The 22,223-nt window shown below is 68.1% G+C and carries 20 protein-coding genes and 1 pseudogene; 7 read left to right on the forward strand and 14 right to left on the reverse strand.

Going from position 1 to position 22,223, the window contains the following annotated elements:
• Window positions 1–19 precede the first annotated feature (19 nt).
• The 3 genes from clpS to ACWIGM_RS21435 form a co-directional block, all read right to left on the reverse strand.
• Window positions 20–361: an ATP-dependent Clp protease adapter ClpS gene (gene clpS, locus ACWIGM_RS21425; protein ID WP_454028037.1), complete on the reverse strand. Its 342-nt coding sequence runs from the start codon at window positions 359–361 to the stop codon at window positions 20–22.
• A gap of 269 nt (window positions 362–630) precedes the next feature.
• Window positions 631–1,716 (reverse strand): Rieske 2Fe-2S domain-containing protein, encoded by a 1,086-nt coding sequence (locus ACWIGM_RS21430; RefSeq protein WP_454027966.1) that lies wholly within the window; start codon window positions 1,714–1,716, stop codon window positions 631–633.
• A gap of 196 nt (window positions 1,717–1,912) precedes the next feature.
• The gene (locus tag ACWIGM_RS21435; RefSeq protein ID WP_038118787.1) at window positions 1,913–2,257 is read right to left on the reverse strand and encodes a phasin family protein; all 345 of its coding nucleotides are present in this window, start codon (window positions 2,255–2,257) and stop codon (window positions 1,913–1,915) included.
• Window positions 2,258–2,639: 382 nt separating this feature from the next.
• Here ACWIGM_RS21435 and ACWIGM_RS21440 point away from each other — a divergent pair, with 382 nt between their 5' ends.
• Window positions 2,640–4,274: a serine hydrolase gene (locus ACWIGM_RS21440; RefSeq protein WP_454027967.1), complete on the forward strand. Its 1,635-nt coding sequence runs from the start codon at window positions 2,640–2,642 to the stop codon at window positions 4,272–4,274.
• A 17-nt stretch (window positions 4,275–4,291) separates the two neighbouring features.
• On the opposite strand, the gene ACWIGM_RS21445 is transcribed toward ACWIGM_RS21440, so the two are convergent.
• Together ACWIGM_RS21445 and ACWIGM_RS21450 are read right to left on the reverse strand one after the other, a co-directional pair.
• The gene (locus ACWIGM_RS21445; RefSeq protein ID WP_454027968.1) at window positions 4,292–5,020 is read right to left on the reverse strand and encodes a DnaJ domain-containing protein; all 729 of its coding nucleotides are present in this window, start codon (window positions 5,018–5,020) and stop codon (window positions 4,292–4,294) included.
• The gene (locus ACWIGM_RS21450) at window positions 5,017–5,766 is read right to left on the reverse strand and encodes a VWA domain-containing protein (protein ID WP_454027969.1); all 750 of its coding nucleotides are present in this window, start codon (window positions 5,764–5,766) and stop codon (window positions 5,017–5,019) included. Before ACWIGM_RS21450 ends, ACWIGM_RS21445 begins: the two co-directional genes overlap by 4 nt.
• 87 nt (window positions 5,767–5,853) lie before the next feature.
• On the opposite strand from ACWIGM_RS21450, the gene panC reads away from it, so the two are divergent.
• Together panC and ACWIGM_RS21460 are read left to right on the forward strand one after the other, a co-directional pair.
• Window positions 5,854–6,702, forward strand: coding sequence for a pantoate--beta-alanine ligase (gene panC, locus ACWIGM_RS21455; RefSeq protein ID WP_454027970.1), 849 nt, complete (start codon window positions 5,854–5,856; stop codon window positions 6,700–6,702).
• Between the two features lie 24 nt (window positions 6,703–6,726).
• A complete protein-coding gene (locus tag ACWIGM_RS21460; protein ID WP_454027971.1) occupies window positions 6,727–7,257 on the forward strand; it encodes a YcxB family protein in 531 nt (176 codons plus the stop codon).
• Window positions 7,258–7,275: 18 nt separating this feature from the next.
• On the opposite strand, the gene ACWIGM_RS21465 is transcribed toward ACWIGM_RS21460, so the two are convergent.
• Window positions 7,276–7,713 (reverse strand): DUF1489 family protein, encoded by a 438-nt coding sequence (locus ACWIGM_RS21465; RefSeq protein ID WP_454027972.1) that lies wholly within the window; start codon window positions 7,711–7,713, stop codon window positions 7,276–7,278.
• Window positions 7,714–7,864: 151 nt separating this feature from the next.
• Between ACWIGM_RS21465 and ACWIGM_RS21470 the strand changes: the two genes are divergently transcribed.
• A complete protein-coding gene (locus tag ACWIGM_RS21470) occupies window positions 7,865–8,644 on the forward strand; it encodes an SDR family NAD(P)-dependent oxidoreductase (protein ID WP_454027973.1) in 780 nt (259 codons plus the stop codon).
• 169 nt (window positions 8,645–8,813) lie between these two features.
• Window positions 8,814–9,653: an aminoglycoside phosphotransferase family protein gene (locus ACWIGM_RS21475; protein WP_454027974.1), complete on the forward strand. Its 840-nt coding sequence runs from the start codon at window positions 8,814–8,816 to the stop codon at window positions 9,651–9,653.
• Here ACWIGM_RS21475 and ACWIGM_RS21480 read toward each other — a convergent pair.
• Window positions 9,650–10,618, reverse strand: coding sequence for a threonine ammonia-lyase (locus ACWIGM_RS21480; protein ID WP_454027975.1), 969 nt, complete (start codon window positions 10,616–10,618; stop codon window positions 9,650–9,652). The genes ACWIGM_RS21475 and ACWIGM_RS21480 overlap by 4 nt on opposite strands.
• 70 nt (window positions 10,619–10,688) lie before the next feature.
• Here ACWIGM_RS21480 and ACWIGM_RS21485 point away from each other — a divergent pair, with 70 nt between their 5' ends.
• Window positions 10,689–11,270, forward strand: a complete 582-nt coding sequence (locus ACWIGM_RS21485; protein ID WP_454027976.1) for a helix-turn-helix domain-containing protein — start codon at window positions 10,689–10,691, stop codon at window positions 11,268–11,270.
• 40 nt (window positions 11,271–11,310) lie between these two features.
• On the opposite strand, the gene ACWIGM_RS21490 is transcribed toward ACWIGM_RS21485, so the two are convergent.
• The 6 genes and pseudogenes from ACWIGM_RS21490 to ACWIGM_RS21515 all read right to left on the reverse strand — a co-directional run bounded on the left by ACWIGM_RS21490 (window position 11,311) and on the right by ACWIGM_RS21515 (window position 17,357).
• Window positions 11,311–13,296 (reverse strand): acetyl/propionyl/methylcrotonyl-CoA carboxylase subunit alpha, encoded by a 1,986-nt coding sequence (locus ACWIGM_RS21490; RefSeq protein WP_454027977.1) that lies wholly within the window; start codon window positions 13,294–13,296, stop codon window positions 11,311–11,313.
• An 87-nt stretch (window positions 13,297–13,383) separates the two neighbouring features.
• Window positions 13,384–14,634 (reverse strand): YeeE/YedE family protein, encoded by a 1,251-nt coding sequence (locus ACWIGM_RS21495; RefSeq protein ID WP_454027978.1) that lies wholly within the window; start codon window positions 14,632–14,634, stop codon window positions 13,384–13,386.
• Between the two features lie 6 nt (window positions 14,635–14,640).
• Entirely contained in the window at window positions 14,641–15,093 is a 453-nt protein-coding gene (locus ACWIGM_RS21500) for a sulfurtransferase (RefSeq protein ID WP_454028038.1), read from the reverse strand.
• A 117-nt stretch (window positions 15,094–15,210) separates the two neighbouring features.
• Window positions 15,211–15,627: pseudogene (locus ACWIGM_RS21505) on the reverse strand (rhodanese-like domain-containing protein); the annotation flags it as partial.
• A 106-nt stretch (window positions 15,628–15,733) separates the two neighbouring features.
• A complete protein-coding gene (locus ACWIGM_RS21510; protein WP_454027979.1) occupies window positions 15,734–16,459 on the reverse strand; it encodes a cation efflux transmembrane domain-containing protein in 726 nt (241 codons plus the stop codon).
• A gap of 136 nt (window positions 16,460–16,595) precedes the next feature.
• Complete coding sequence (locus ACWIGM_RS21515; RefSeq protein WP_454027980.1) at window positions 16,596–17,357, reverse strand: SDR family oxidoreductase; 762 nt, start codon at window positions 17,355–17,357, stop codon at window positions 16,596–16,598.
• A 155-nt stretch (window positions 17,358–17,512) separates the two neighbouring features.
• Here ACWIGM_RS21515 and ACWIGM_RS21520 point away from each other — a divergent pair, with 155 nt between their 5' ends.
• A complete protein-coding gene (locus ACWIGM_RS21520) occupies window positions 17,513–18,598 on the forward strand; it encodes a Kelch repeat-containing protein (protein ID WP_454027981.1) in 1,086 nt (361 codons plus the stop codon).
• A 35-nt stretch (window positions 18,599–18,633) separates the two neighbouring features.
• Here ACWIGM_RS21520 and ACWIGM_RS21525 read toward each other — a convergent pair whose 3' ends face one another.
• Complete coding sequence (locus ACWIGM_RS21525; RefSeq protein WP_454027982.1) at window positions 18,634–22,182, reverse strand: autotransporter domain-containing protein; 3,549 nt, start codon at window positions 22,180–22,182, stop codon at window positions 18,634–18,636.
• Window positions 22,183–22,223 lie beyond the last annotated feature (41 nt).

A 22,223-nucleotide genomic window follows, 5' to 3' on the forward strand; every position in this document is an offset into this window, starting at 1 on the left:
GAGAGGATGATGATCAAAGCTACTTTTTCTCCATCACGCATTGCAGCGGATGCATGTGCTTGCGGGCGAGGTCCATCACCAGGGTGACCTTGGTCTCCGCGACCTCGTAGGTGAAGACGCCGCATTCGCCGACGCCGTTCTGGTGGACATGCATCATGATGCGCGTCGCCTCGGCCCGGTCCTTGTTGAAGAACCGTTCCAGCACGTGCACCACGAACTCCATCGGCGTGTAATCGTCGTTGAGGATCAGCACGCGATAGAGATTGGGCTTGCGCGTCCGGGTCCGGGTCAGGACGGCAGTCCCGGTACCGGATCGATCGCTGTCGGTCGGGCCGGACGGCGCCCGCGGCTTCGACGCCAGACGCGGTGCAAAACGGGACGCGTTCCCGCTCGGCGCATTGCCGGCTGGCAGGTCCTGATCGATCGGCGTCGTGGTTGCTTGGCTCAAGGTGTCCGTCCCGAAGGCTGACATCAAGATAGTGCTTCGCTCTCGAATTTACAGGCGTCTCCCCAGCTTCGCCAGCCCGTTCCGGCAGCAGGCCACAGCGAAGAGCCCTTTTTGAAGCAGACAAAGCAAAAGCCCGGCCGAATAGCCGGGCTTCCCAGAGCTTTGCCGAGTTGCAGTTGGCCTCAGGTCCGCCAATGCAGCCGTTCGGGGGTAAGCACATTGGTGAAAGCGGCTCCCTCGCGCCGCGCCGTGGCATAGTCGCGCTTCAGGCGGAAATACCATTGCGCCAGCCGGTCGGCCTGCCCCAGCAGCAGCATGGTCGGTTTGCGCTCGAGCCCCTGCTGCGCGAGTTCGAGGATGCGCTGGTCCTGGCGCAGGAAGGCTCGCGCCGCCACTCTGATCAGCGGCGAAAGCGGCATCAGCTGCGGCAGATCCGACAGCAGCACATTGGTGAGAAGCGTCCGGCGCGCATCGATCGGCGTGGCGAAGGTCGCGTTGACGATCGAGTGCTCGCCCATGCGGATTCGCTCGATGCGCTGGCCCGGCAGCAGGAAGTCGACCTCGGTCTGTGGTCGCCCGAGCAGCCGGTAGCCGCGCGAGTTTGCCGCAGCCTTGTGCGCCTTCATCCGGAAACCGAAGGGCAGCGGCTCGAAATCCTTGATCTTCTCCTGCGCCGTCGCGGTCGGCCGCCACCACCAGGAATTATGGACATAGCCGACATGACCGGGATCGATCAGGCTGAGTACGCTGAGATCGTAGGAGGCCTCGACCAGGACCGAGACGGCGACCCGGCAGCGCGTCCTGCCTGTAAGCGCCAGCGCAGGCACAGGCGGCGCAAGCTCCGATCGCGCGCCCAGATAGAGCCAGATGATGCCGTCGCTCTCGCGGATCGGGAAGTCGCCGACCTTGACCTGACCGGGATCGGTGACGTCGCCATCGACCAGCGTCGGCATCGCCCGGCAACGGCCATCGGCTCCGAATCGCCAGCCATGAAAGGGACAGGTGATCGCGACACCATCGAACTGGCCCTGCGACAGCGGTGCGCCGCGATGCGGGCAGCGGTCGCGCAGGGCGAAGAGCTCGCCAAGCTTCGTGCGGCCGATGACGACCTGCTCGCCGAGGACGGTCACGCTCGCCATCGCGCCCGTCGCCAGGCCGCCGGCGCTCCTGACGCAGTACCAGGCCTCTCGTGGCGGCTCGCGAAATTCGCTGGCCGGCGGCGCCTCGATGGCGGTCGCTGCGTCCACGGCAATCGTCGAACTGCTCATTGCGGCTCCTGGCTCACCTCGCCGCCATCAGGCGGAATGCGATGGCCGGAAGACATCGCCCGCCGGTTGCCAGAGCATTGCCGCGCAGACGGACACGGACAGCCGAAGCCCAAACGAAAAGAAGCCCGGCCGAGGCCGGGCTTCTTGAAATTCTCAGGTGATCAGCTGCGGCAGGGCGAAGCCGGCCGCGCCAAAATCACTTGGCCGGGGTCGGGACGGCCTTGGCGACGATGCCTTCGAACGGCTTGTAGGCGTCCTTGGCGATCGCGGCATAGAGCTCGCCGATCTTGGTGACCTGGGCGACATAGCCCTCGAAAGCGGTCTTGACGTAGTCCGACTGGATCTCGATCGCCTTGTCGAGCGTCTTGACGCCGGCAAGCTTCTCGATCGCGGCCGTGCCGGCCTCGAACGACTTCTTGGCGTAGTCGGTGGTCTCGACGGCGAGAGCCTGCACGCCCTTCGAGGTGGCGCCGAAAGCCTTCAGGGCGGCGTCGACGTTCTCTTTGGAAGCCTTCTGGATGGTCTCGAACTGCTGGATCATGGTTCCTCCGACGCTCGCAGGCGCCGCCTCTGCTGACGAGCCGGAATGGCCCGGGTTCTGTGCCCCCAAGGTCAGATGAAGAGGTCCATCACCGGGGCGCTTCCTCATATTGTGCACCGCAACATAAAAGTCAACATCACATTGCAATGCACCAAACGCAGGGCACCCCGGCGTGTACCGACAACGGTTTGCAACCTGACGGCTTTGAGTAAGTTTTTAGGCGCTTAACCGCTCCGTAACCGCATCCGCCTAACCTCCTCGTCTGTGTCCTTCGCGCCACGCTGCAAAGCCTGCGACGGACGGTGGTTAGTTTGAGGCGAGTTGCATGGCTTCTGGTTGCGTTGGGTCCCGACGCGGGCGCTGGCTCGCAGTCGTCGGGGTGGTGAGTGCTGTTGCCGTCGTGCTGGCCGCGACGGTGTCCCCCGCGGAAGCGGCGCGCAAGAAGCGGCGCCATGTCTCGGGCGGCTATGCCCCGCCCTATGCGGCGATGGTCGTCGACGCCAAGACCGGCCGCACCCTGCACGCCGTCAACGAGGATGCGCCGCGCATCCCGGCCTCACTCACCAAGGTGATGACGCTCTACATGCTCTTCGAGCAGATGGAGCGCGGCCGCTTCAACATGAATTCCGAGCTCAAGGTCTCGTCCTACGCTGCCTCGCAGCCGCCGACCAAGCTCGGCCTGCGCGCCGGTTCGACCATCGAGGTCGAGGACGTGATCAAGAGCATGATCACGCTCTCGGCCAACGATTCCTCGGTCGTGGTCGCCGAAGCCATTGCGGGTTCGGAAGAGGCCTTCGCCGAGCAGATGACGCGCAAGGCGCGCGCGCTCGGCATGGACTCGACCCGCTTCTACAACCCGCACGGCCTGCCGAACTCGCCGCCGAACATCACCACGGCGCGCGACCTGACCATCCTGGCGCGGGCGATCCAGGAGCGTTTCCCGCGCTATTTCCCGCTCTTCCAGATGCGCTCCTTCCAGTACGGCTCGCGCACCATCCGCGGGCATAACCGCCTGCTCGGCCGCATCGAAGGCGTCGACGGCATCAAGACCGGCTACACCCGCGCATCCGGCTTCAACCTGATGACCTCCGCCAGGTCGGAAGGCCGCCAGATCGTCTCGATCGTGCTCGGCGGCCGCTCCGGCGCCTCGCGCGACAAGATCATGTCCGATCTCGTCCTCGCCAGCCTGCCCCGCGCCAGCACCGGCGGCCGTAGCGCGCCGATGATCGCCGAGGCCTCCGAGCCGCAGCAGGAGCGCTACCGCGCGCCCGCTCCCGCCCCTGTTCCCGAGCCGCCGGCTCGCCCGGCCGTGGTCGCCCAGGCGCCTGAACCGGCCCCGGCTCCTGCGCCGATCCCGGTGCCGCGTCCGCGCGCCGAGCCCGACGTTCCGGCCGCCGCCCGCGCCTATGCCGCGACGACGACGACCGCGCAGATGCCGCCGCCGCGCGCGCTGAGCGGCAGCGCCCAGGCGCTCGCCCTCTCCAACATGCGCCCGGTCGCCGCGACGACGACGCCGTCGGCGATGCGCTGGTCGATCGGCGCTCCGGCAGCCGAGGGCAAGGTCCTGCGTCCGCCGGCGAATGTCGACGTCACCTCCTCGATCGCCAAGCTGGCCGAGCCGGCGGTGAAGGACGAGGCCCAGCCCATGCCGAAGAAGCTCGAGGCCCGCCTGCCCGAGCCGGCGCCGCTGCCGGTCAAGGTGGCTCAGGTTGCCAAGGCGCCTGAAGCCAAGGCCCCCGAGGCCAAGCCGGCCGAGAAGACCGCGATCGCCTCGAAATGGGTGATCCAGCTCGGCGCCACCGACGACGAGGCCAAGGCCAAGGACATTCTGGCCCGGGCCCGCGCCAAGGCTTCCGGCTCGCTCGCCGACGCCTCCGGCTTCACCGAGAAGGTCGAGAAGGGTGGCGCCACCCTGTTCCGCGCCCGCTTCGCCGGCTTCGAGGAGTCGAAGGACGCCGAAAAGGCCTGCGCCCAGCTCAAGCGCGGCGGCTTCGCCTGCTTCGCCACCCGCAGCTGAGTGATCGGGAAAGGAGATCAGCCATGCTTTTTCAGCAAGGTATCCTTGGCCTGGTTGACGCGAGCGGCAAGCCCGCTGGTGCCGCCGGCATCCGGATGGATGCGCTTCATCAGGCCCCGATGGGCCTCGCGGATCGCCTCCTGGCCCGCCCCCGGCTGAAGCCCCAGGATCTCGTAGGCCTCCTCGTCCGTCATCGCGCCCGAGCGCGCCGGGCCGCGCTGCCCCGCGTCGCGGTGACGATCAGCGTCTTCACGCCATCCGGGCGCCCGGCGGTCGAGATATGCCTCTAGCAGGCGTGCCCCATCGGGGTCGCCAGCGAGGCATTCGCGCAGCAGCGCGCTGAGTTCGGCGGGCTTGAGATCGTCGAGATCGCGCCCGGCGAAGCTGCCTGAGACAACCTTGCCCTTGATGCCGCCGCTGTCATGGTCGAGCTCCATCTCGAGCAAAGCCGAGGCGACCTTGGAACGCCCGGCCGAGCCGGTGCCGCCCCAGTCCCGCGCCCATTCCGGCATCCTGAGGCCGCCCGGACCATAGGCGCTCCAGCCGAGCAGCCAGGCGCCGAGCCCGCCGAGGAAGATCGCCATATCGGGCCGGCCGCGCAGCATCAGCAGCGCCGCGACGCCGAGCGAGGCGACGCCGCCGACGATCTTGCCGAGCCTGACCAGCTTCTTAGGATCGGCGCCGGCGAAGAGCTTCACCAGCCACCAGAGCAGGATCAGCGTGGCGATGCCATAGAGCAGCGTCACGATTTACGGCCCTCCATTGCCGTCAGCAGCCTCTGTGCCGCCGCGTTCTGGCCGGCGAGCTTCAGCAACGCCTCGCGTCCGCCGCTGGCATAAGCCGCCGCACCGCGGAGAAGGTCGAGCAGAGAATTCGGTGCATTGACATCGAAGCGGGCATGCGCCCCGCCGGTCAGGCGCGCGATCTCGGCGAAGGCGGCCGTGGCATCCGGATCCGACCCCTCCTGAAAGACGAAGCCCTTGATGCCGCGCAGGCCGAGCTCGCCGGCGAGCGCGCAGAGGTGGTCGATGCCCTCCTCCATCGCATCGCCGACATAGACGAAGGCACGGATCGGCACCTGCCGCTCCTCATCGCGGATATGCTTGAGCACGCGGCCGATCTGCGTCTGCCCGCCGCGGCAGTCGATCCTGTTCATCAGCCCGGTCAGGCGCTGCGGCTCGCCGAGCCAGCCCGAGGCGCGGCATTCGTCGAAGCCGCGGAAATAGACGAGCTGGACCGCGAGCCCGCCGGTCCTGGCCGCGACCTCGAACATCTGGCCCTGCAGCGAGCAGGCGAGATCCCAGCTCGGCTGCCGGCTCATCGTCGCGTCGAGCGCGAAGACCAGCCGTCCGGCCTGCCCGGTCGCGAGCGGCGCGAGCTGCTTCGCCGCAGCGACGAAACGGTCGATCTCGCCTGGTTTCGAGCGCGCAGCATTCTCGGCCGGGCGTGTCTCGCCCGCCTTGCCTACCGCCTTGCCGTTTTCGCGCGTCATGCCACCCGCCGGGATTCGCTCATCCCGAAGATATTGGCCGCGCCGCCGGCATTTGCTACCCGTCCAGCAGCCTCAGGGAGAAGCGCTATGTCGCAGGTTGCGGTTTTCGAGACGGTCAAGGCGATGCGCGAGGCCGTCGCGTCCTGGCATGCCGCCGGCGAGAAGGTCGCGCTGGTGCCGACCATGGGCGCGCTGCACGAGGGCCATATCGCGCTCGTCACCGAGGCGCAGAAGCATGCCCGCCGCGTCATCGTCTCGATCTTCGTCAACCCGACGCAGTTCGCACCGCATGAGGACTTCAAGAAATACCCGCGCACCTTCGACAGCGACCGCGCCCAGTTGGAAGCGGTCGATGCCGACGCGATCTACTTCCCCGCGGTCGAGGAGATGTACCCGCCGGGCTTCGCCAGCCGCGTGTTGCTGCTCGGCCCGGCCGCCGTCGGCCTGGAGGATCGCTTCCGCCCGACGCATTTCGAAGGCGTCGCAACGGTTTGCTGCAAGCTGTTCACGCAGTCGCAGGCGGATTTCGCCGTCTTCGGCGAGAAGGACTACCAGCAGCTCAAGGTGGTGACGCGCATGGCGCGCGACCTCGACCTCGGCATCAAGATCGTGCCGCTGGCGACCTTCCGCGAGGCCGACGGTCTCGCGATGTCCTCGCGCAACCGCTACCTCTCGGCCGATGAGCGCGCGCTGGCTCCGACGCTGCACAAGGTGATGCAGGCCCTCGCCGCCCGCATCCGCAACGACGATCCGCTGTTCCAGGCCGTCGCCGACGCCCAGACCGAGATCATCACCTCAGGCTTCGAGCTCGACTATCTCGAAGCCCGCCATGCCGACACGCTGGCACCGGTGACCTCGCGCGCCGACGGCCCGATCCGCCTGCTGATCGCAGCGCGGATCGGCGGGACGCGGCTGATCGACAATATCGGGGTGTGAGGCGCAGGCTGATCGGAAGAGGCGATGAATCGCACGACCACCTTCACGCTCGACGAACTCGATCTCCGTCGCGCGGTTCGCCTGCACGCCTTCGGAATCCGTGAGAAGCCGGCCATCATCCGCCTAGCAATGCTCTGGTTCATCGCGATAGCGGCCTTCATCGGCTTTTTCTCCGCCGCAGGGATGCCCTGGCCGGAATTGCGCGGCAACCTCCTGCCGTTCGCGCTCATCATCGTCGCGACCATCCTCGTCTTCGGCCTTGGCATCCCGCTCGCCGTCAGCCCGCTGATCATCCGCCGGCGGTTCAAGCAGGACAAGCTGGTCCGCAAACCCGTTTCGGCCAGCTGGGACGAGGAAGCCTACGAGGCCGAGCAGCCCGGCGCGCGCAACCACATTCCGTGGCGCGACTACATGAAGATCCGCGAGGACCGACACCACTTCCTGTTCTTCATCTCGGACTACAGCTACCAGATCCTGCCGAAGCGGGCGCTGACTCGAGAGCAGATCACCGATCTGCAGCGAGTGCTCGCGGCGGTCCAAGCGGAAAGCAGGTAGCCGTATGCAGACGCAGGCTTACAGCAGCCCCAGCTCCGCCAGCTCGCGCCGCATCTGCTCCGGCATGACGCCGAGATCGCCACTGCGGCCGTCGATATCGCGCGGCGCATCCTTGTCCTGCAGATAGCGCCAGCCCTGGAACGGCCGGAACGGACGCGGCTCGACCGGCACCACCACCGGCTCCATCACCAGATGGCAGCGGCCGATACCCTCGCCATCGGTGAAGGGGCGGATGGCGATCAGGCGCTGGCGCGCCGAGACCTGCCCCTTGATCACCCAGTAGAGCGAGCCGCCGTTGACGATCTCTTCGATCCGCTTCGGCACCATACGGGTGGTGTGCAATTGCTCCGCCGGCTCGCCGCGGGCGCGGCGCTGCGCCTGCCGCTCGGCGATCCACTCTTCGAGATCGCTGATCGATTCGGCGCCGACGCAGAGCTTGAGGATATGGAGCGGCATGGCGGGCAACCTAATCCTCGCCGGCCCGCCTCGCCAGAGCCCACGGCCTTTCTCCACAACCGCGCCGCGCCGGGGTGCCCCGCAAGGGCGCGGCCATGACGGCGCCGTCTCCGCGGGTTACTAAGGCCACCGACCCGAACGGAGACACGACATGCGCGGACTGCAAGGCAAGGCCATTCTCGTCACCGGATCCTCGACCGGCATCGGCTACGCCATGGCCGAGCGCCTGATCGCCGAGGGGGCCAAGGTGCTGGTCCATGGCCGCGAGCAGAACGAGGTCGACACCGCCTGCCGCAAGCTCGGCCCCGCAACCTCGGGCGCGATCGGCGATCTCGCCGAGCCGGCGACGGCCCAGGCGCTGGTCGATGCGACGCGAAAAGCCTTCGGCCGCATCGACGGGCTCGTCAACAATGCCGGCATCTATCCGCGCGGCGTGCTCGGCGAAACCACCGGCGCCTTCTTCGACCATATGTTCGCGATCAACACCCGCGCGCCGCTGCTCTGCGCCGAGGCCGCGATCCGGGCCTTCCGCCTGCAGAAATCCGGCGGCGCGATCCTCACCGTCGGCTCGATCAACGCCTGGTGCGGCAACTCCAACCTCACAGTGTATTCGATGTCGAAGGGCGCGCTGATGACGATGACGCGCAATCTCGCCAACACGCTCGGGCGCGAGCATATCCGGGTCAACCAGCTCAATGTCGGCTGGACCTTCACCGCCAACGAGGACGCAACGCAGCAGCGCGAGGGGAAGAAGCCGGGCTGGGAGAAGGAGGTGCCGCTCGAATTTGCCCCCTTCGGCCAGATCATGCAGCCGGCCGAGATCGCCGCCCACACCGCCTTCTGGCTGTCGGACGAGAGTGGCCATGTCTCCGGCCAGATCTACGAGGTCGAGCAATACCCGTTGATGGGCCGCGGCCGGGCCGCCGACTAGAGCCGGATCTGATCGGGTTAATCAACCTGATCGGTGAATCCGTCTCTAAACCCAAGGATCTTGCTCGCGACGTAATTGCACGGCACCTCAGCGACGACGCACCCGGGGATGGCAGGGCGAACCCTCCCGGATCGCTTCGCCCATCAACCGAGACTGACGACAACCGACGATGCCGACCAACGCCTTTTCGCCCTGGCTGACCCGCTGGAATCTCGAACCTGCTGGCGAGCCGATCAAGACCCTCGGCAGCGATCTCCTGCCGGTCCTGCAGCACGGCAAGCCGGCAATGCTGAAGCTTCCGAGCGGCGAGCACGAGCGGCTCGGCTACCTGCCGCTCGACTACTGGGCCGGCGACGGTGCCGTGGCCCTACTCGACCGAAATGACGATGGCAGTGCCATGCTGATCGAGCGCGCCACCGGCACGCGCTCGCTCGCGGCCATGGCCCGCAGCGGCGCGGCGGGCGACGACGAGGCGACCGTCATCCTCTGCGACGCCATCGCCGCCCTGCAGAAGCCACGCGGCCCGGCGCCCTCCGGCCTGATCCCGCTGGAAGCCTGGTTCGAGGACCTGTTCCCGGCTGCAGCCAGGCACGGTGGCATCCTTGCGCGCTCGGCCGCGGCAGCCAACGAACTCCTGCCGGCACAGCGCGAGATCGTGCCGCTCCACGCCGACCTGCACCACGACAACGTGCTCGATTTCGAGGCCAAGGGCTGGCTCGCCATCGACCCGAAATGCGTGATCGGCGACCGTGCCTTCGAATACACGATCCTGTTCTGCGATCCCGATCTCGCTGATCCCGAGCCGCCGGTCGCGATCCTGCCCGGCCGTTTCGAGAGGCGACTGGAGATCGTGCTGGCGAAATCGGGGCTGGAACGCGAGCGCCTGCTGAAATGGGTCCTGGCCTGGTGCGGGCTCTCGGCCGCCTGGTTCCTCGGCGATGACGATCCACTCGCCGAGATCAATCTCGCCGTAGCCGAGCGGGCGATCGCCGCGCTCGATGCACCCTAGTCCTGCATCCAGGCGCTGAAGCGGTCCGGCAGGACGTTCGCCCCGCAGATCACCGTGGCCACGCGCTTGCCGCGGTAGCGCTCGGGGTCTTCCAGCATCGCCGCGAGGCCGAGCGCGGCGGACGGCTCGGTGACGAGCGCGGCATGCCGGTAGAGCAGCCGCATGCCGTCGACGATGCTCGCTTCCTCTACCAAAGGGACATGGTCGGCGACGGCGAGCAGGTCGTCGAGCACCTCCGGGATCGGGAACCGCCCGGCGACGCCGTCGGCGATGGTATTGGTGCTTTCGGTGGTCACAACCGATCGGGCCCGCCAGGACAGCGCCAGGGCCGGCGCGCCCTTGGGCTGGACGCAGACGATCTCCGTCGCCGGCGACAGCGCCTTGAAGACATGGCCGACGCCGGTAGCCAAAGCGCCGCCGCCGAGCGCGAGCAGTACGGTATCGATGCGCCCTGCCCCCTCGACGAGTTCGAGCCCGATCGTCGCCGCGCCCTCGCAGGTATCGAGGTTCTCGCTGTCTTCGATCAGGAAGGCCTCGCCACCAGCCGCGATCTCCCGCGCCCGTTCGCGGGCAGTCTCGATATCGCCCTCGACCAGCTCGACGATCCCGCCCAGCCGGCGGATGCGCTCGATCTTGCCGGGATTGGCGCCCTTCCCCGCGATCACGCTGACGTCGATCCCGCGCGCCCGGCCGCTATAGGCGAGCGCCTGCCCGAGATTGCCGGCGCTGGCGCAGACCGCGGACTTCGGGTCGGAACTCTTGGCAAGCCGTGCCATCGCCACCTCGGTCCCACGGCCCTTGAAGCAGCCGATCGGGTTCGCGGTCTCAAGCTTGATGACCAGCTCACAGCCGAGCAACTCGCCGAGTGTGGGAGACTGGAACTGCGGCGTGTCACGAAACGCTGGCGAGATCTCGCCCCTCGCCTGCAGGATGCGGTCGAGATCGAGCCTGGTGTTCGGCTGCATGGGACAAGCCTTCGGCAGGATGGTAGGAACGGCATGTGCGCTTTAACGCACAAATTGGAGTTTGTCTTGGATGAAGCCTGTCAGCCCTGTCGAGACACCGAAGCTGCTCAAGACGATCCGGAGCGAGCGTGGCTGGAGCCTCGATCAGACAGCGGCACGCACCGGCGTCAGCAAGGCCATGCTGGGCCAGATCGAGCGGGGGGAATCCGCGCCGACGATCGCGACCCTCTGGAAGATCGCCACGGGCCTGGGGGTTCCCATGACCGCGCTGCTGGAGGCTGATGGCAAGAGCGGCGATGTATTGCTTCTGCGTGACGCCGCGGACTTACGCGTGCGCCCGTCGCCGGAAGGCATGCAGCGGGCTCTCGTCTTCCCCTACGAGGCGCGCTTCGGCTTCGAGCTCTACGAACTCACCTTCGCGCCCAGCTTCGAGAGCATCTCGGAGCCGCATGACTCCGGCGTCGTCGAGCATGTCACCGTGCTGCACGGCGAGGTCGAATTGCTGATCGAAGGCGAGTGGCAGCCGCTCAGGCAAGGGCAATCGCTGCGCTTCCCCGCCGACCGCCGGCACGGCTATCGCAACCGCACGAGCGAGGACGCGGTAATCATGGACATCATCCACTACCGCTTCGCACCGAGCCCGAAGGCTTGAGCCTCCCAGAGAAGAGGCCCAGCCCAGCGCCGCAGCCGGTTCACTCCCCCAGCACGACCACCTTCGCGCCCTCTGCCACCTGCGCGCCCGGCTCCGCGCCGAGCTCGGTGACGGTGCCGTCGCGCGGGGCGGTCAGCACGTGCTCCATCTTCATCGCTTCGACGATGGCGAGCCGCTGGCCCTTCACGACCGCTTCGCCCGCCTTGACGAAGAGCGCGATCAGCTTGCCGTGCATCGGCGCCTTGACGACGCCGCCCGCCCCCGCCGCCGCGTCGAGATCGACACTGAACGGGTCGAACAGCGCCACGGAGGTCTGCCGGCCGCGATGCAGCGCGAGATAGGTCCCGGCCTCGGCCCTGGCCAGCGTCACCTCATGCTCGCCTTCATCAAGCGGATGGCCCGGCAGCGAGACGCGGGCATCGTCGCCGTTCCACTCGATCTTCGCCTCGATCCGCTCGCCATCGACCAGCAGCGGCAGGCCGAGCGCTGGACGCGGCATGATCGAAAAGGCATCGGCATCGAGCCAGGGCGACTTGGCTTCATCGCCGGTGCGCTCAATGGCAAGGTCGAGCGCCGCCACCTGGCGCTCCTCTTCGAGCTGCAAGGCTGCCGCCGCAACCGCTGCCGCGTCGAGCGGCTGCGGCTCGGCGCCAAGCGCTGTGATGTTGCGCTCGATGAAGCCGGTGTCGAACGGCCCCTTCCGGAAGCCCTCGGCCTCGGCCAGCTTCTTCAGGAAGGCGAGATTGGTGCGCGGGCCGGCGACAATGGTCTCGCCGAGCGCGAAGGCGAGATGGTCGAGCGCCTCATCGCGGGTGCGGCCATGCGCGATCACCTTGGCGATCATCGGGTCGTAGAACGGCGTCACGGAATCGCCGGCCTCGACGCCGGTGTCGATGCGGATGTCCTCGCTCTGCGGGAATTGCAGCGCCCAGAGCTTGCCGGTCGAGGGCAGGAAGCCCTTCTCCGGGTCCTCGGCATAGAGCCGCGCCTCGACGGCATGACCCTCGGCCCGCACATCCTCCTGGGTGAAGCCGAGCGGCTCGCCGGCTGCGACCTTGAGCTGGAGCTCGACCAGGTCGAGCCCGGTGATCGCCTCGGTGACGGGATGCTCGACCTGGAGACGGGTGTTCATCTCCATGAAGTAGAAGCGGTCGGCCCTGAGGCCGTCGCGCCCGTCGGCGATGAACTCGACCGTGCCGGCCCCGACATAGCCGACCGCCTTGGCGGCTTCCGTCGCAGCCTTGCCCATGGCTGCGCGCACCTCCGGCGTCATGCCCGGCGCGGGGGCTTCCTCGATCACCTTCTGGTGGCGGCGCTGCAGCGAGCAGTCGCGCTCATAGAGGTGGACGACATTGCCATGGCTGTCGCCGAACACCTGGATTTCGACATGGCGCGGCGAGAGCACGTATTTCTCGACCAGCACGCGCGCATCGCCGAAGGCGTTCTTGCCCTCGCGCTGGGCGCTGGCGAGCGCGTCGGCGAAATCCTCCGGCCGGTCGACCTTCTTCATGCCCTTGCCGCCGCCACCGGCGACCGCCTTGATCAGCACGGGATAGCCGATGCGCTCGGCCTCCTTGGCGAGGAAATCGACGCCCTGCTCGGCGCCGTGATAGCCCGGCACCACCGGGACATTGGCCTTCTCGACCAGCGCCTTGGCCGCATCCTTCAGGCCCATGGCGCTGATGGCGGAGGCCGGCGGGCCGACGAAAACGATGCCGGCCGCAGCGCAGGCCTCGGCGAACTCGACATTCTCGGACAGGAAGCCATAGCCGGGATGGATGCAGGCCGCGCCGGCCTGCTTCGCCACGGCGAGAATCTTCTGCGCATCGAGATAGCTCTCGCGCGCCGGCGCCGGGCCGATGCGATAGGCCTCGTCGGCCATCTCGACGAACAGCGCCTCGGCATCGGCGTCGGAATAAACCGCGATGGTGCGCAGGCCGAGCCGCTTGGCGGTGCGGATCACCCGGCAGGCGATCTCGCCGCGATTGGCGATCAGGATGGAGGGCAGTTTGGCGGCAATCGACATGGGACATCCTCGAACCGATGCCCCGTTATAGCCCAGCCGAAGCCCTTGTCTGCGCCTTGTTGCGCAGGCCGGGATGGGCGCGCCGCCTCAATCCAGCAAGCGCAGCCGCCGCCCCAGCTTCAGCGTCACCGTCGTCCCAACAATCAGCCCCAAAGCGAAGACCCAGCCCGAGACCGCCCCGGCCGAGATGCCAGAGAGCAGCGTGCCGACTGTGCAGCCGAGCCCGAACACCGTGCCCCAGCCGAGCAGCACGCCGCCGATGAGCCCGCGCAGCATATGCCCGCCGCTCGGCCGCCTCGGCTTGAACTCGCCCGCCGCCAGAGCCGCAGCAAACGCAGCAGCGATCAGCCCGGCGACGAAGAGCCCGTTCGGCGTCAGCAGCGCATCGCGAACCAGGGTGGCGCAGCCGCGGAAGCTGTCGAGCCCCTCCAGGCGCCCCGGCAGCCAGTCGAGCTGGGTCGCAAGCTGGCGCGAGCGCGAGCCGAGCTCGGCGGTGACGCCAAGCGGCGAGAGGCGGAAATAAGCAGCAACGCCGATCAGCCCGACGAACAGCCCCCCTAACCAGGCCGGCCAGCGCCGCAGGAAGATCGCAGCGATGGGATCGGCCTGCGCCTGGTCCGAAGTGCCTTGCTCGCTCGACTGGCCAGCCCGCAGCAGCCACCACGCCGCCGCGCCGAGCACTGCGAGCCCGGCCAGCATCGCCCCGCCATAGCCGAGCTGGCGCGGCAGCCACAGCACCGGCGACTCCGAGATCGTCAGGAGATAGAGCTCGTTCCAGCTCAGGAAGCCGAGGACGAAGCCGAGGCCGGCGCCGGCCAGCGCAAAAGGCGAGGTCGGCGAGCCCTCGCCCAGCCGGTAGAGATGGGCGCTGATGCAGGAGCCGGAGATCGCTATGCCGGCGCCGAAGGCGAGCCCTGCCAGCAGCAGCGCCGGACCGACCGGGCCGATATGGGCGGTCGGCGGCAGGCGCGTGCCCGTGGGATCGGGCAGCCAGGCTCCATAGATCAGCGTGTAGCCGGCGAGCCCGACCGCCAGCGCGGTGAGGATGCCAAGCAGCCCGCGCGGATCATGCCGGTCGAGCCAGTCCTTCCAGATGCAAAAGAAGCAGAAACGCGCGCGCTGCAGCACGAAGCCGAAGGCGGCGCCGAGGATCAGCGAGAGCTGGAGCTGCGGTGCCGGGTCGCCATGGCGCCCGACGAGGTAGATCGAGGCCGCGATCGCGGTAGCGACCACAGCCGCCGCGATGTAGCGCAAGGGCGGCAGCCTGATTGGCTCCGCCCCCGCCTGCCGGCGCGCCAGCTCATAATCCAGCGCGCCGCTATCGTCGGAGATGCTCATCCGATCTTACTTGCCGCCCCAAACCGTGCCGGCCGGATTGCTGATCGGCAGGCCGACGACATTGCCGTATTCGGTCCACGAGCCGTCATAATTGGCGGCCTGATAGCCGAGCACGCGCGAGAGGATGAACCAGGTGTGGCTCGAACGCTCGCCGATGCGGCAGGAGGTGATCACCGGCTTGGAACCGTCGATCCCGGCCTCGGCATAGAGCTTCTTCAGCTCCTCCGGCGACTTGAGCGTGCCGTCGGCCTGGTTGACCGCGCGCGCCCACGGCACATTGACCGAGCCGGGGATATGGCCGGCACGCAGCGCCAGCTCCTGGAAGCCGGCCGGCGCGATGATCTTGCCGGAGAATTCGTCGGGCGAGCGGATGTCGAGCACGCGCGCCTCCGACTTCTTCTCGACGGTCGCGACGACGTCGGTCAGCCGGGCGCGCAGCGCCTTGTTGGGCTCGCCCACGGTGAAGCTGGACGCCTTGACCGGGACGGGATTGGTCGCGACCGGGCGCTTCTCCAGCTCCCATTTCTTGCGGCCGCCATCGAGCAGCTTCACATTGTCGCGCAACCCGTAGATGTCGAACACCCAGGCGCCCCAGGCGGCAAACCAGTTGTTGTTGTCGCCGTAGAGGACGACGGTGACGTCCTTGTCGACGCCGAGCTTGCGGGCCAGCGCCTGGAACTTCTCCGGCCCGGCGATGTCGCGCGAGACAGTCTCGACCAGATCGGTGTGCCAGGCGATGTTCTGCGCGCCGGGGATATGGCCGCGCTCATAGATGCCGGGCTCGACGCTGACTTCGACGATCCGGACCTTGGGGTCGCTGAGATTTTTCTCCAGCCACTCGGTCGAGACCAGCGGGCCGGTCTGGGCCAGCGCCGCGCCGCCGAGCGCGAGGCTCGCGGCGAGCGCAACCGCGCCGCGGCGGATGAGGGAGAGGACGGACATTCTGGCGCTCCTTGGCGCCGAAAGAGCCGACATATCGGCCCGTTTCGGCATGAATTGCAGGGGCTGCCATGATTTCGCCACGTGACCTGCCGGAGAAGCCGGACAGGATTTTTTTGTTTGCCATCAAGGCGGAAGAACTGAGTCGTACGACCTTGGTCTAGGGAGAATATTCTCCTTTTGCTTCGACTTTGGTTCGATCCTGCGACTGTCTGGTCGCGCGCCAGATCGCCCATGTCGCCTGGAAGCAGAGGAAGGCGACGAAGACGTCGAATAGGTATTCCGGCCAGCGCACCGGCAGCAGGCGCGCGGCGAGGCCGAGCAGCGCGAAGCCGGTGGTCGAGATCGCATCGTTCCGGCTCGACAGCCAGGTCGCCTTGATCACCGGATTGGGCTCGCGCCGGAAGCGCCAGAGCACGCCGATGATGAGGTAGGCGATCAGGATCGCGCTCGCTGCCGAGAAACCGAGCGTGAAGAGCTCGATCGGCCGCGGCCGCAGGATCTTGTCCCAGAGGTCGTAGAGCGTGTGCAGCCCGGCGACGGCCATCACCGCGCCGATGCCGAGCGCCGCCAGCTTCTCGGCGCGCTCGTCGCGGCCGAAGACGAGCGCCGCGATGCCGTAGAGCGCGACGTCGTAGACCCAGTCGACGCCGTCCTTGAACAGCTGGTTGTTGCCGATCGCCAGCGCCCAGAGCACGACATTGCCGGCAAAGATCAGGATGCCGAGCGCGATGCCCCAGATCGTCAGCCGATAGGCGCGCCCGACCCTGGGATCGACCGGCGCGGCATGGCCAGGCTCGCCGCCGGTCGCAGGCTCTCCGTCATGGTCGCCCTTGTGGCGGCCATCCACGTCTTCACGTCGTTCCGAGGCATCGAAGGCTGACAAGCGAGGCACTCCCGAGCCACCCCGGGCAGTGTCGCGCAAAAACCGCTCGTCGCAAGCCGTCGCTGGCCGGGACTGGCCCGACCAGGACGACAGCGGATCGCCGCTCACGGCGCCGGCGCTTGCGGGAGCGTGTCGCTCAGCCGCGCCCGACGAGCGGAGCCTTTGTCGCCATCACCGTGACGAAGAGGATATTGGCCTCGAGCGGCAGGCCGGCCATGTGCAGCACCGTCGTGGCGACATGGTCGACATCCATCACCGGCTCGACCTTGATCGAGCCGTCCGGCTGCGGCACGCCGGTGGTCATCTTCTTGGCCATCTCGGTTAGCGCATTGCCGATATCGACCTGTCCGACGGCAATGTCGTATTTGCGCCCGTCGAGCGAGGCGGTCTTGGTCAGACCGGAAATGGCGTGCTTGGTCGCGGTGTAGGCCGCCGAATTCGGCCGCGGCACCTGCGCCGAGATCGAGCCGTTGTTGATGATGCGCCCGCCGCGCGGCTCCTGCGCCTTCATCGCCTTGAAGGCCTCCTGCGTGCACAGGAACGGGCCGGTCAGATTGGTGTCGACCACCCTCTGCCAGTCCTCCAGCGAGAGGTCCTCGAGCAGCACACCGCCCGGTGCATTGACGCCGGCATTGTTGAACAGCACGTCGACGCGGCCGAACTTTTCCTTGGTGGCAGCGAACAGGGCTTCGACCGACTTCTTGTCGGTGACGTCGGTCGAGACCGCCAGCGCCTGCGCCGCCGGTGCGCCCGAGAGCTTGATCGTCTCTTCCAGAGCATCGGTCCGGCGCCCGGCCAGCACGGTGCGGTAGCCGTCCTTCAGGAAGGCGATGGCGACGGACCTGCCGACGCCCGAGCCGGCGCCGGTGATGATCGCGACCTTGTTATGCCCAGACATGCGCTTCCTCGCCTTACCGTGATTTAAACCGTTTCAGGTGCCGCACCTTAGCAGCGTATGCAGTATGCGGAACCGCTTTTCCAGCAGATCGACTCCGCCCTGTCCCTTGCCTGACGCAAGGTCTCCCGTACAGTTCTAGCGAGGGAGGATGCATCATGACCAGCCTGAACCGTCGAAGCTTCATCGCCGCTGGAGCCGCCGGTCTTGCCGGTCCCGCTCTCGCCCAGCAGCCCGGCCACGAGCAGCATGGTGGCCATTACGAGCGGCTGAACCAGCCCGGCCGCATCGGCAAGCCCGAGCTCGCCGCCACGCAGAACGTTTTCGATTCACCGGCGCCCAAGGCCGCCAATCCCGGCCGCTGGCAGCCTAAGGCCCTGCTGCCGCTGCCGCGCTCCGAAATGGCCTGGGCGGCGGCCCATGACGACCGCATGCACATCGTCGGCGGCTATGGCGAGCAGCGGACCGATCGGCCCTATCACCATGTCTACGATCCCAAGGCCGACAAATGGAGCGACGGCGCGCCGCTGCCGCAGGGCGCCAACCATGTCGGCGTCGCCTTCCTCGACGGCAGGCTCTACGCCATCGGCGGCTTCCTGGAGCAGAACCGCAAGCCGCATCCGCAATGCTTCGTCTACGATCCCAGGGCGGACAAGTGGGCGCAGATCGCGCCTTTGCCCCGCCCGATCGGCTCGGCGGCGATCGTCGGCCTGAACGGGGTGCTGCATTCGATCGGCGGCGCCATAGGCGACACCACCGAGAGCAAGACCTCGGTCAACTGGCACCGCGTCTATGATCCCAAGGCCGATGCCTGGAGCGAGCGCTCGCCGCTGCCGACAGCGCGCGACCACACCGGGACGGTTCCCATCGGCAACCTGATCCATGTCATTGGCGGGCGCGTCGACTCGTTCCATACCAACTCGAACCTGCACCACGCCTATGACCCGGCCACCGACAAATGGGCGCCGCGCAACCCGCTGCCGACCGCGCGCTCCGGCCATGGCGCCGTGCTCTATCGCGGCAAGGTCTTCATCATGGGCGGCGAAGGCACCAACCGCGTCTTCGGCCAGATGGAGGCCTATGACCCCGCCAGCGACGGCTGGGAGCAGTACGCCCCGATGCTGACCCCGCGCCACGGGCTGGGAGCTGCGCTGGTCGGCGACGCCATCCACGTCGCCGGCGGCGGCCCGATCATGGGCGGCGGCGTCCAGAGCGCCGTGCATGAGGCGTTTAGTCTGGGCTGACCTGATCGCGAGGCCGGCCTTCGCCTGCTTCGCCCTCAGAACCGCATCTCGACCCTGCCCTTGAGGGCGTGGTCGCGGGAGCGTTCGCCGATTGCCGCGGAGTAGGTCAGGCCGAGCGCTGTGGCCTGCGAGATGCGCCAGTCGAGGCCGGCCTCGGCGGTGAGGGCGTTGCGGTCGATCGGGGCGGCGAAGACCACGGCCGGGTTGGTGCCCAGCGCGAAGGCGGTGCGGGCCTGCGGGGTGAGCTCGCCAAAACCGTGGCGCCAGCCGAGCATGGCCCGGGCGAACAGCGGCATCGTCCCGATCTGCGCCTCGGCCCTTAAGCCGAGCGTGGTGAAGCCGAGGGTCTGGTCGCTGGAGAGGACGCGCAAGGCCGCAGCGCCGCCCTGCTCGGTGCCGGCATCGGTCGAGACCCGGAGCAGAGCGAGCTGGGCGAAGGGCTCGAGCGCAAAGCCGCTGAAGGCAAAGCCATAGCCGAGCTCGGCGAAGCCCTGCAGGACCTGCCCCGGACGCTGCAGGCGCAAGAGGTCGCCGAAGCCGCGGATCGCGACCTGGCGGCGGATGTCGCTTTCGCTCCAGCTATAGGCCGCACCGGCATCGAAGCGCAGGCTGCCGAAGCGGGCGCCGGCATAGAGCGCGGCATGGCCGCTTTCGAGCTTGCCGGAGGACAGGCGGGCGTCGAGATCGAAGCGCGACTGGCTGTAGCCGCCGGCGACGCCGACCTTCAGCGACGAGCCCGGCGCGTCATAGAGCATGACGTCCGCCCCGAGCAGGGCGCCGCCGCTGCGGCGGCTCAGGCTCGCGGCATTGCCGTCGGCGTCGGTATTGCCGGCGCTGCCAAAAGCCTCGCCCCAGAGCGTGTAGCGCGGCTGCGGCAGCGGCGCGGCCATCGTGATCGCGCCCTTCCTGCCGGGCAGGTCGGCGCTGAACGCGGCCGCGACCTGCTGGCCCGGCTGAGTGAGCAGCGGCCCGCGCAGGCGGTTGAGGATGCTCTCGCGCACCAGCCGGCTCTCATCGATCATCACCGAGACCGCCTGCGCATGGGCCTCGCCCGAGAGCAGGTCGAAGCCGGCCCTGGCCTCGGCCGCCGTCGCCGAGATCAGCGCGTCATAGACCGGGTTGCCGACGCCCAGCGCCTCGGCCGCATTGGCGATGAAGCCCTGGTTGCGGGTCTGGGCGATGTAATTGCCGGAGGTGCTGCCACCCGGGGTCGTGCCGCCACCGCCTGGTGTCGTGCCGCCGCCGGTGTCCCCACCACCCGGCCCGAAGCCGGTGTCGTTGCGGGTCATGGTCAGCGTCACACTGGTGCCGCCATAGCCCAGCGAGGGCGTCAGGAAGGCGAGGTTCGAGCTGACACTGGTGAAGGTGCCGGTGACGCCGCCCGAGGCGGTCAGGATGGTGTAGTTGGTCGCCGCAGCGTAGTTGCCGTTCTCGGCCAGGACCTGCACCGTGCCACCGGTGATGGTCGCCTTGCCCGAAGCCGCGATCCTGTCGCTCTGCCCGGCAGCGTTGACCTCGACCTGGTAGGTCGATCCAACAGCGAAGGCGACGTTGCCGGAAACATTCAGCGTGCCGATCGAGTTGCCGGGGGCGATCGTACCGCCGCTGGCGACGCTGACACCGCCGATCGTGCCCGAGCCGCCGAGCGTGCCGCCACTCAGCGTCACCGCGCCGGTGATCGAGCCGTTCACCACGAGCTTGCCGCCCGAGACCTTCGTACCGCCGGTATAGGTGTTCGTCCCCGTCAGCGTCAGCGTGCCGGTGCCGGTCTTGTCGAGCGCGCCATTGCCGCTGATCGTGCCCGAGAACGTCGTCGAGGCGTTGCTGCTGCCCGCCTTCAAGGTTGAGCCGGAGCCGAGCTGGACCGCGCCCGCGCCGGCGAGCGAGCCGACCGTGGCGACGAGGCCCGGCACATCGCTGAGTTCGAGCGTCGCGCCGGCCGAAACGGTGAAGTTCGAGTTCGCCGAGAAGGCCGTCGACGAGCTGCCGACCAGCGTCCCGGCCTCGACCAGCGTGTCGCCGGAATAGCTGCTGTTGTTCTGCAGGGCGAGCGTGCCGCCGCCGCTCTTGGTCAGGCCGCCCGTGCCGGTGATGGTGCCGGTCAAAAGCACGGCGCGTCCGGCGTCGACCTCGATGCCGCCGCCAGTGCCCGACAACGTCACTGCACGCGCCAGGGTGATGCTGTTCGTCACCAGCAGCGTGCCACCATCCAGCGTCAACCCGCCGGAGACATCGCCGAGATTGGCGTCGGAGGACACCGACAGCTTGCCGGCGTTGATCGTCGCTCCGCCGGTATAGGTGTTCGCTCCGGCCAGGACCAGCGTCCCCGCGCCGCTCTTCGACAATGCGCCGGAGCCGGACAGCGACTGCGTCACCGTGAAGCTGTTGCCGGCCTCGACGATCTCGAAGCCACCGCCATTGCTGCCGAGCACGATGCCGCGCGAAAGACTGGTCAGCGTCGTTCCAGTCACCTGCAACACACCGCCATCCAGCGTCAGCGCAGCCGCGACATTGCCGAGATTGGCCTCCGCCGAGATGCTGAGCTTGCCTTCGGCGATCGTCGTGCCGCCGGTATAGGTGTTCGTCCCGGTCAGCGTCAGTGTGCCGGCCCCCGTCTTGATCACGCTGCCATTGCCGTTGATGACATTGTCGAGGGTAGCGTCGGTCGGCTGGGCGAATGTCAGCGTACCCGCGTCCATCAGGATGCCGCCGATCAGCCCGGAGGTGGCATTGCCGAAGGTCAGCGTGTTGTTGCCGCTGGTGAAGCGGAGCGCCCAGGTGCGCGTGACGCCGTCGCCGGACATCCCGCCCGCGATCGTGCCATTGTTGGTGATCGAAAGATTGGCACCGACGATACCGATGCCGCCGGCGCCATAGGCGCCAGGGCCACCGCTGGCGGCCGGATTGTGGACGCCCCTCCCGCCGCCATTGCCGCCCTGGACCGTGCCATTGACCGTCAGCGTCGTCGTCTGGCTGCCATTGGTGAAGCTCAAGCCGGTGCCACCGGAGCCGCCACTGCCGCCAAAATCCCAGTAGGTGTTGCCGCCGTTCCCGCCATTGCCGCCTGTGATCGTGCCGGATACGACCCCTGTGGTTCCGGCCCCCGTGACCACGGCGCCCCAGCCGCCGGCACCGCCGCCTCCACCGCCGCTGGCGGTGCTGCCATCAGCGCCGTTGCCGCCATTGCTGCCGGTGCTGTTGCCGGTCGGCAGACCGGCGCTGACCGAGCCGTGCACACCGCCCGTGCCGCCACGACCAAGCGTCGGATCGTGACTCCAGGTCAGGCCTCCGGCGCCGCCGGCCGTCGCGCCGGCTCCGCCGCCGCCGCCGCCGGCATATTGCTGGAAGCCATTGCTACCTGCCCCGCCCGCGCCGGTCGCGTTGTCGGTCCCGGCAAGGCCGCCGGTATTGGAGTTACCCTCAGGATTGCCGCCGCGCCCGCCATTGGCCACTGCCGGGCCGGCAAGAAGCAATAGCGTCAGGGTGAGCAGGGATGCTGACGACATCACGACGGCAGGCATGCGGCCACGCGCCGATGCGCGGGCCGGCACGGCCTCCAGGCGATCCGGATCGATCAGCGACATTCAAAACCCCACCCCAACCAGCGAGGTTGCCCGACTGCGCG

Source organism: Allobosea sp. NPDC055332, assembly GCF_053645455.1.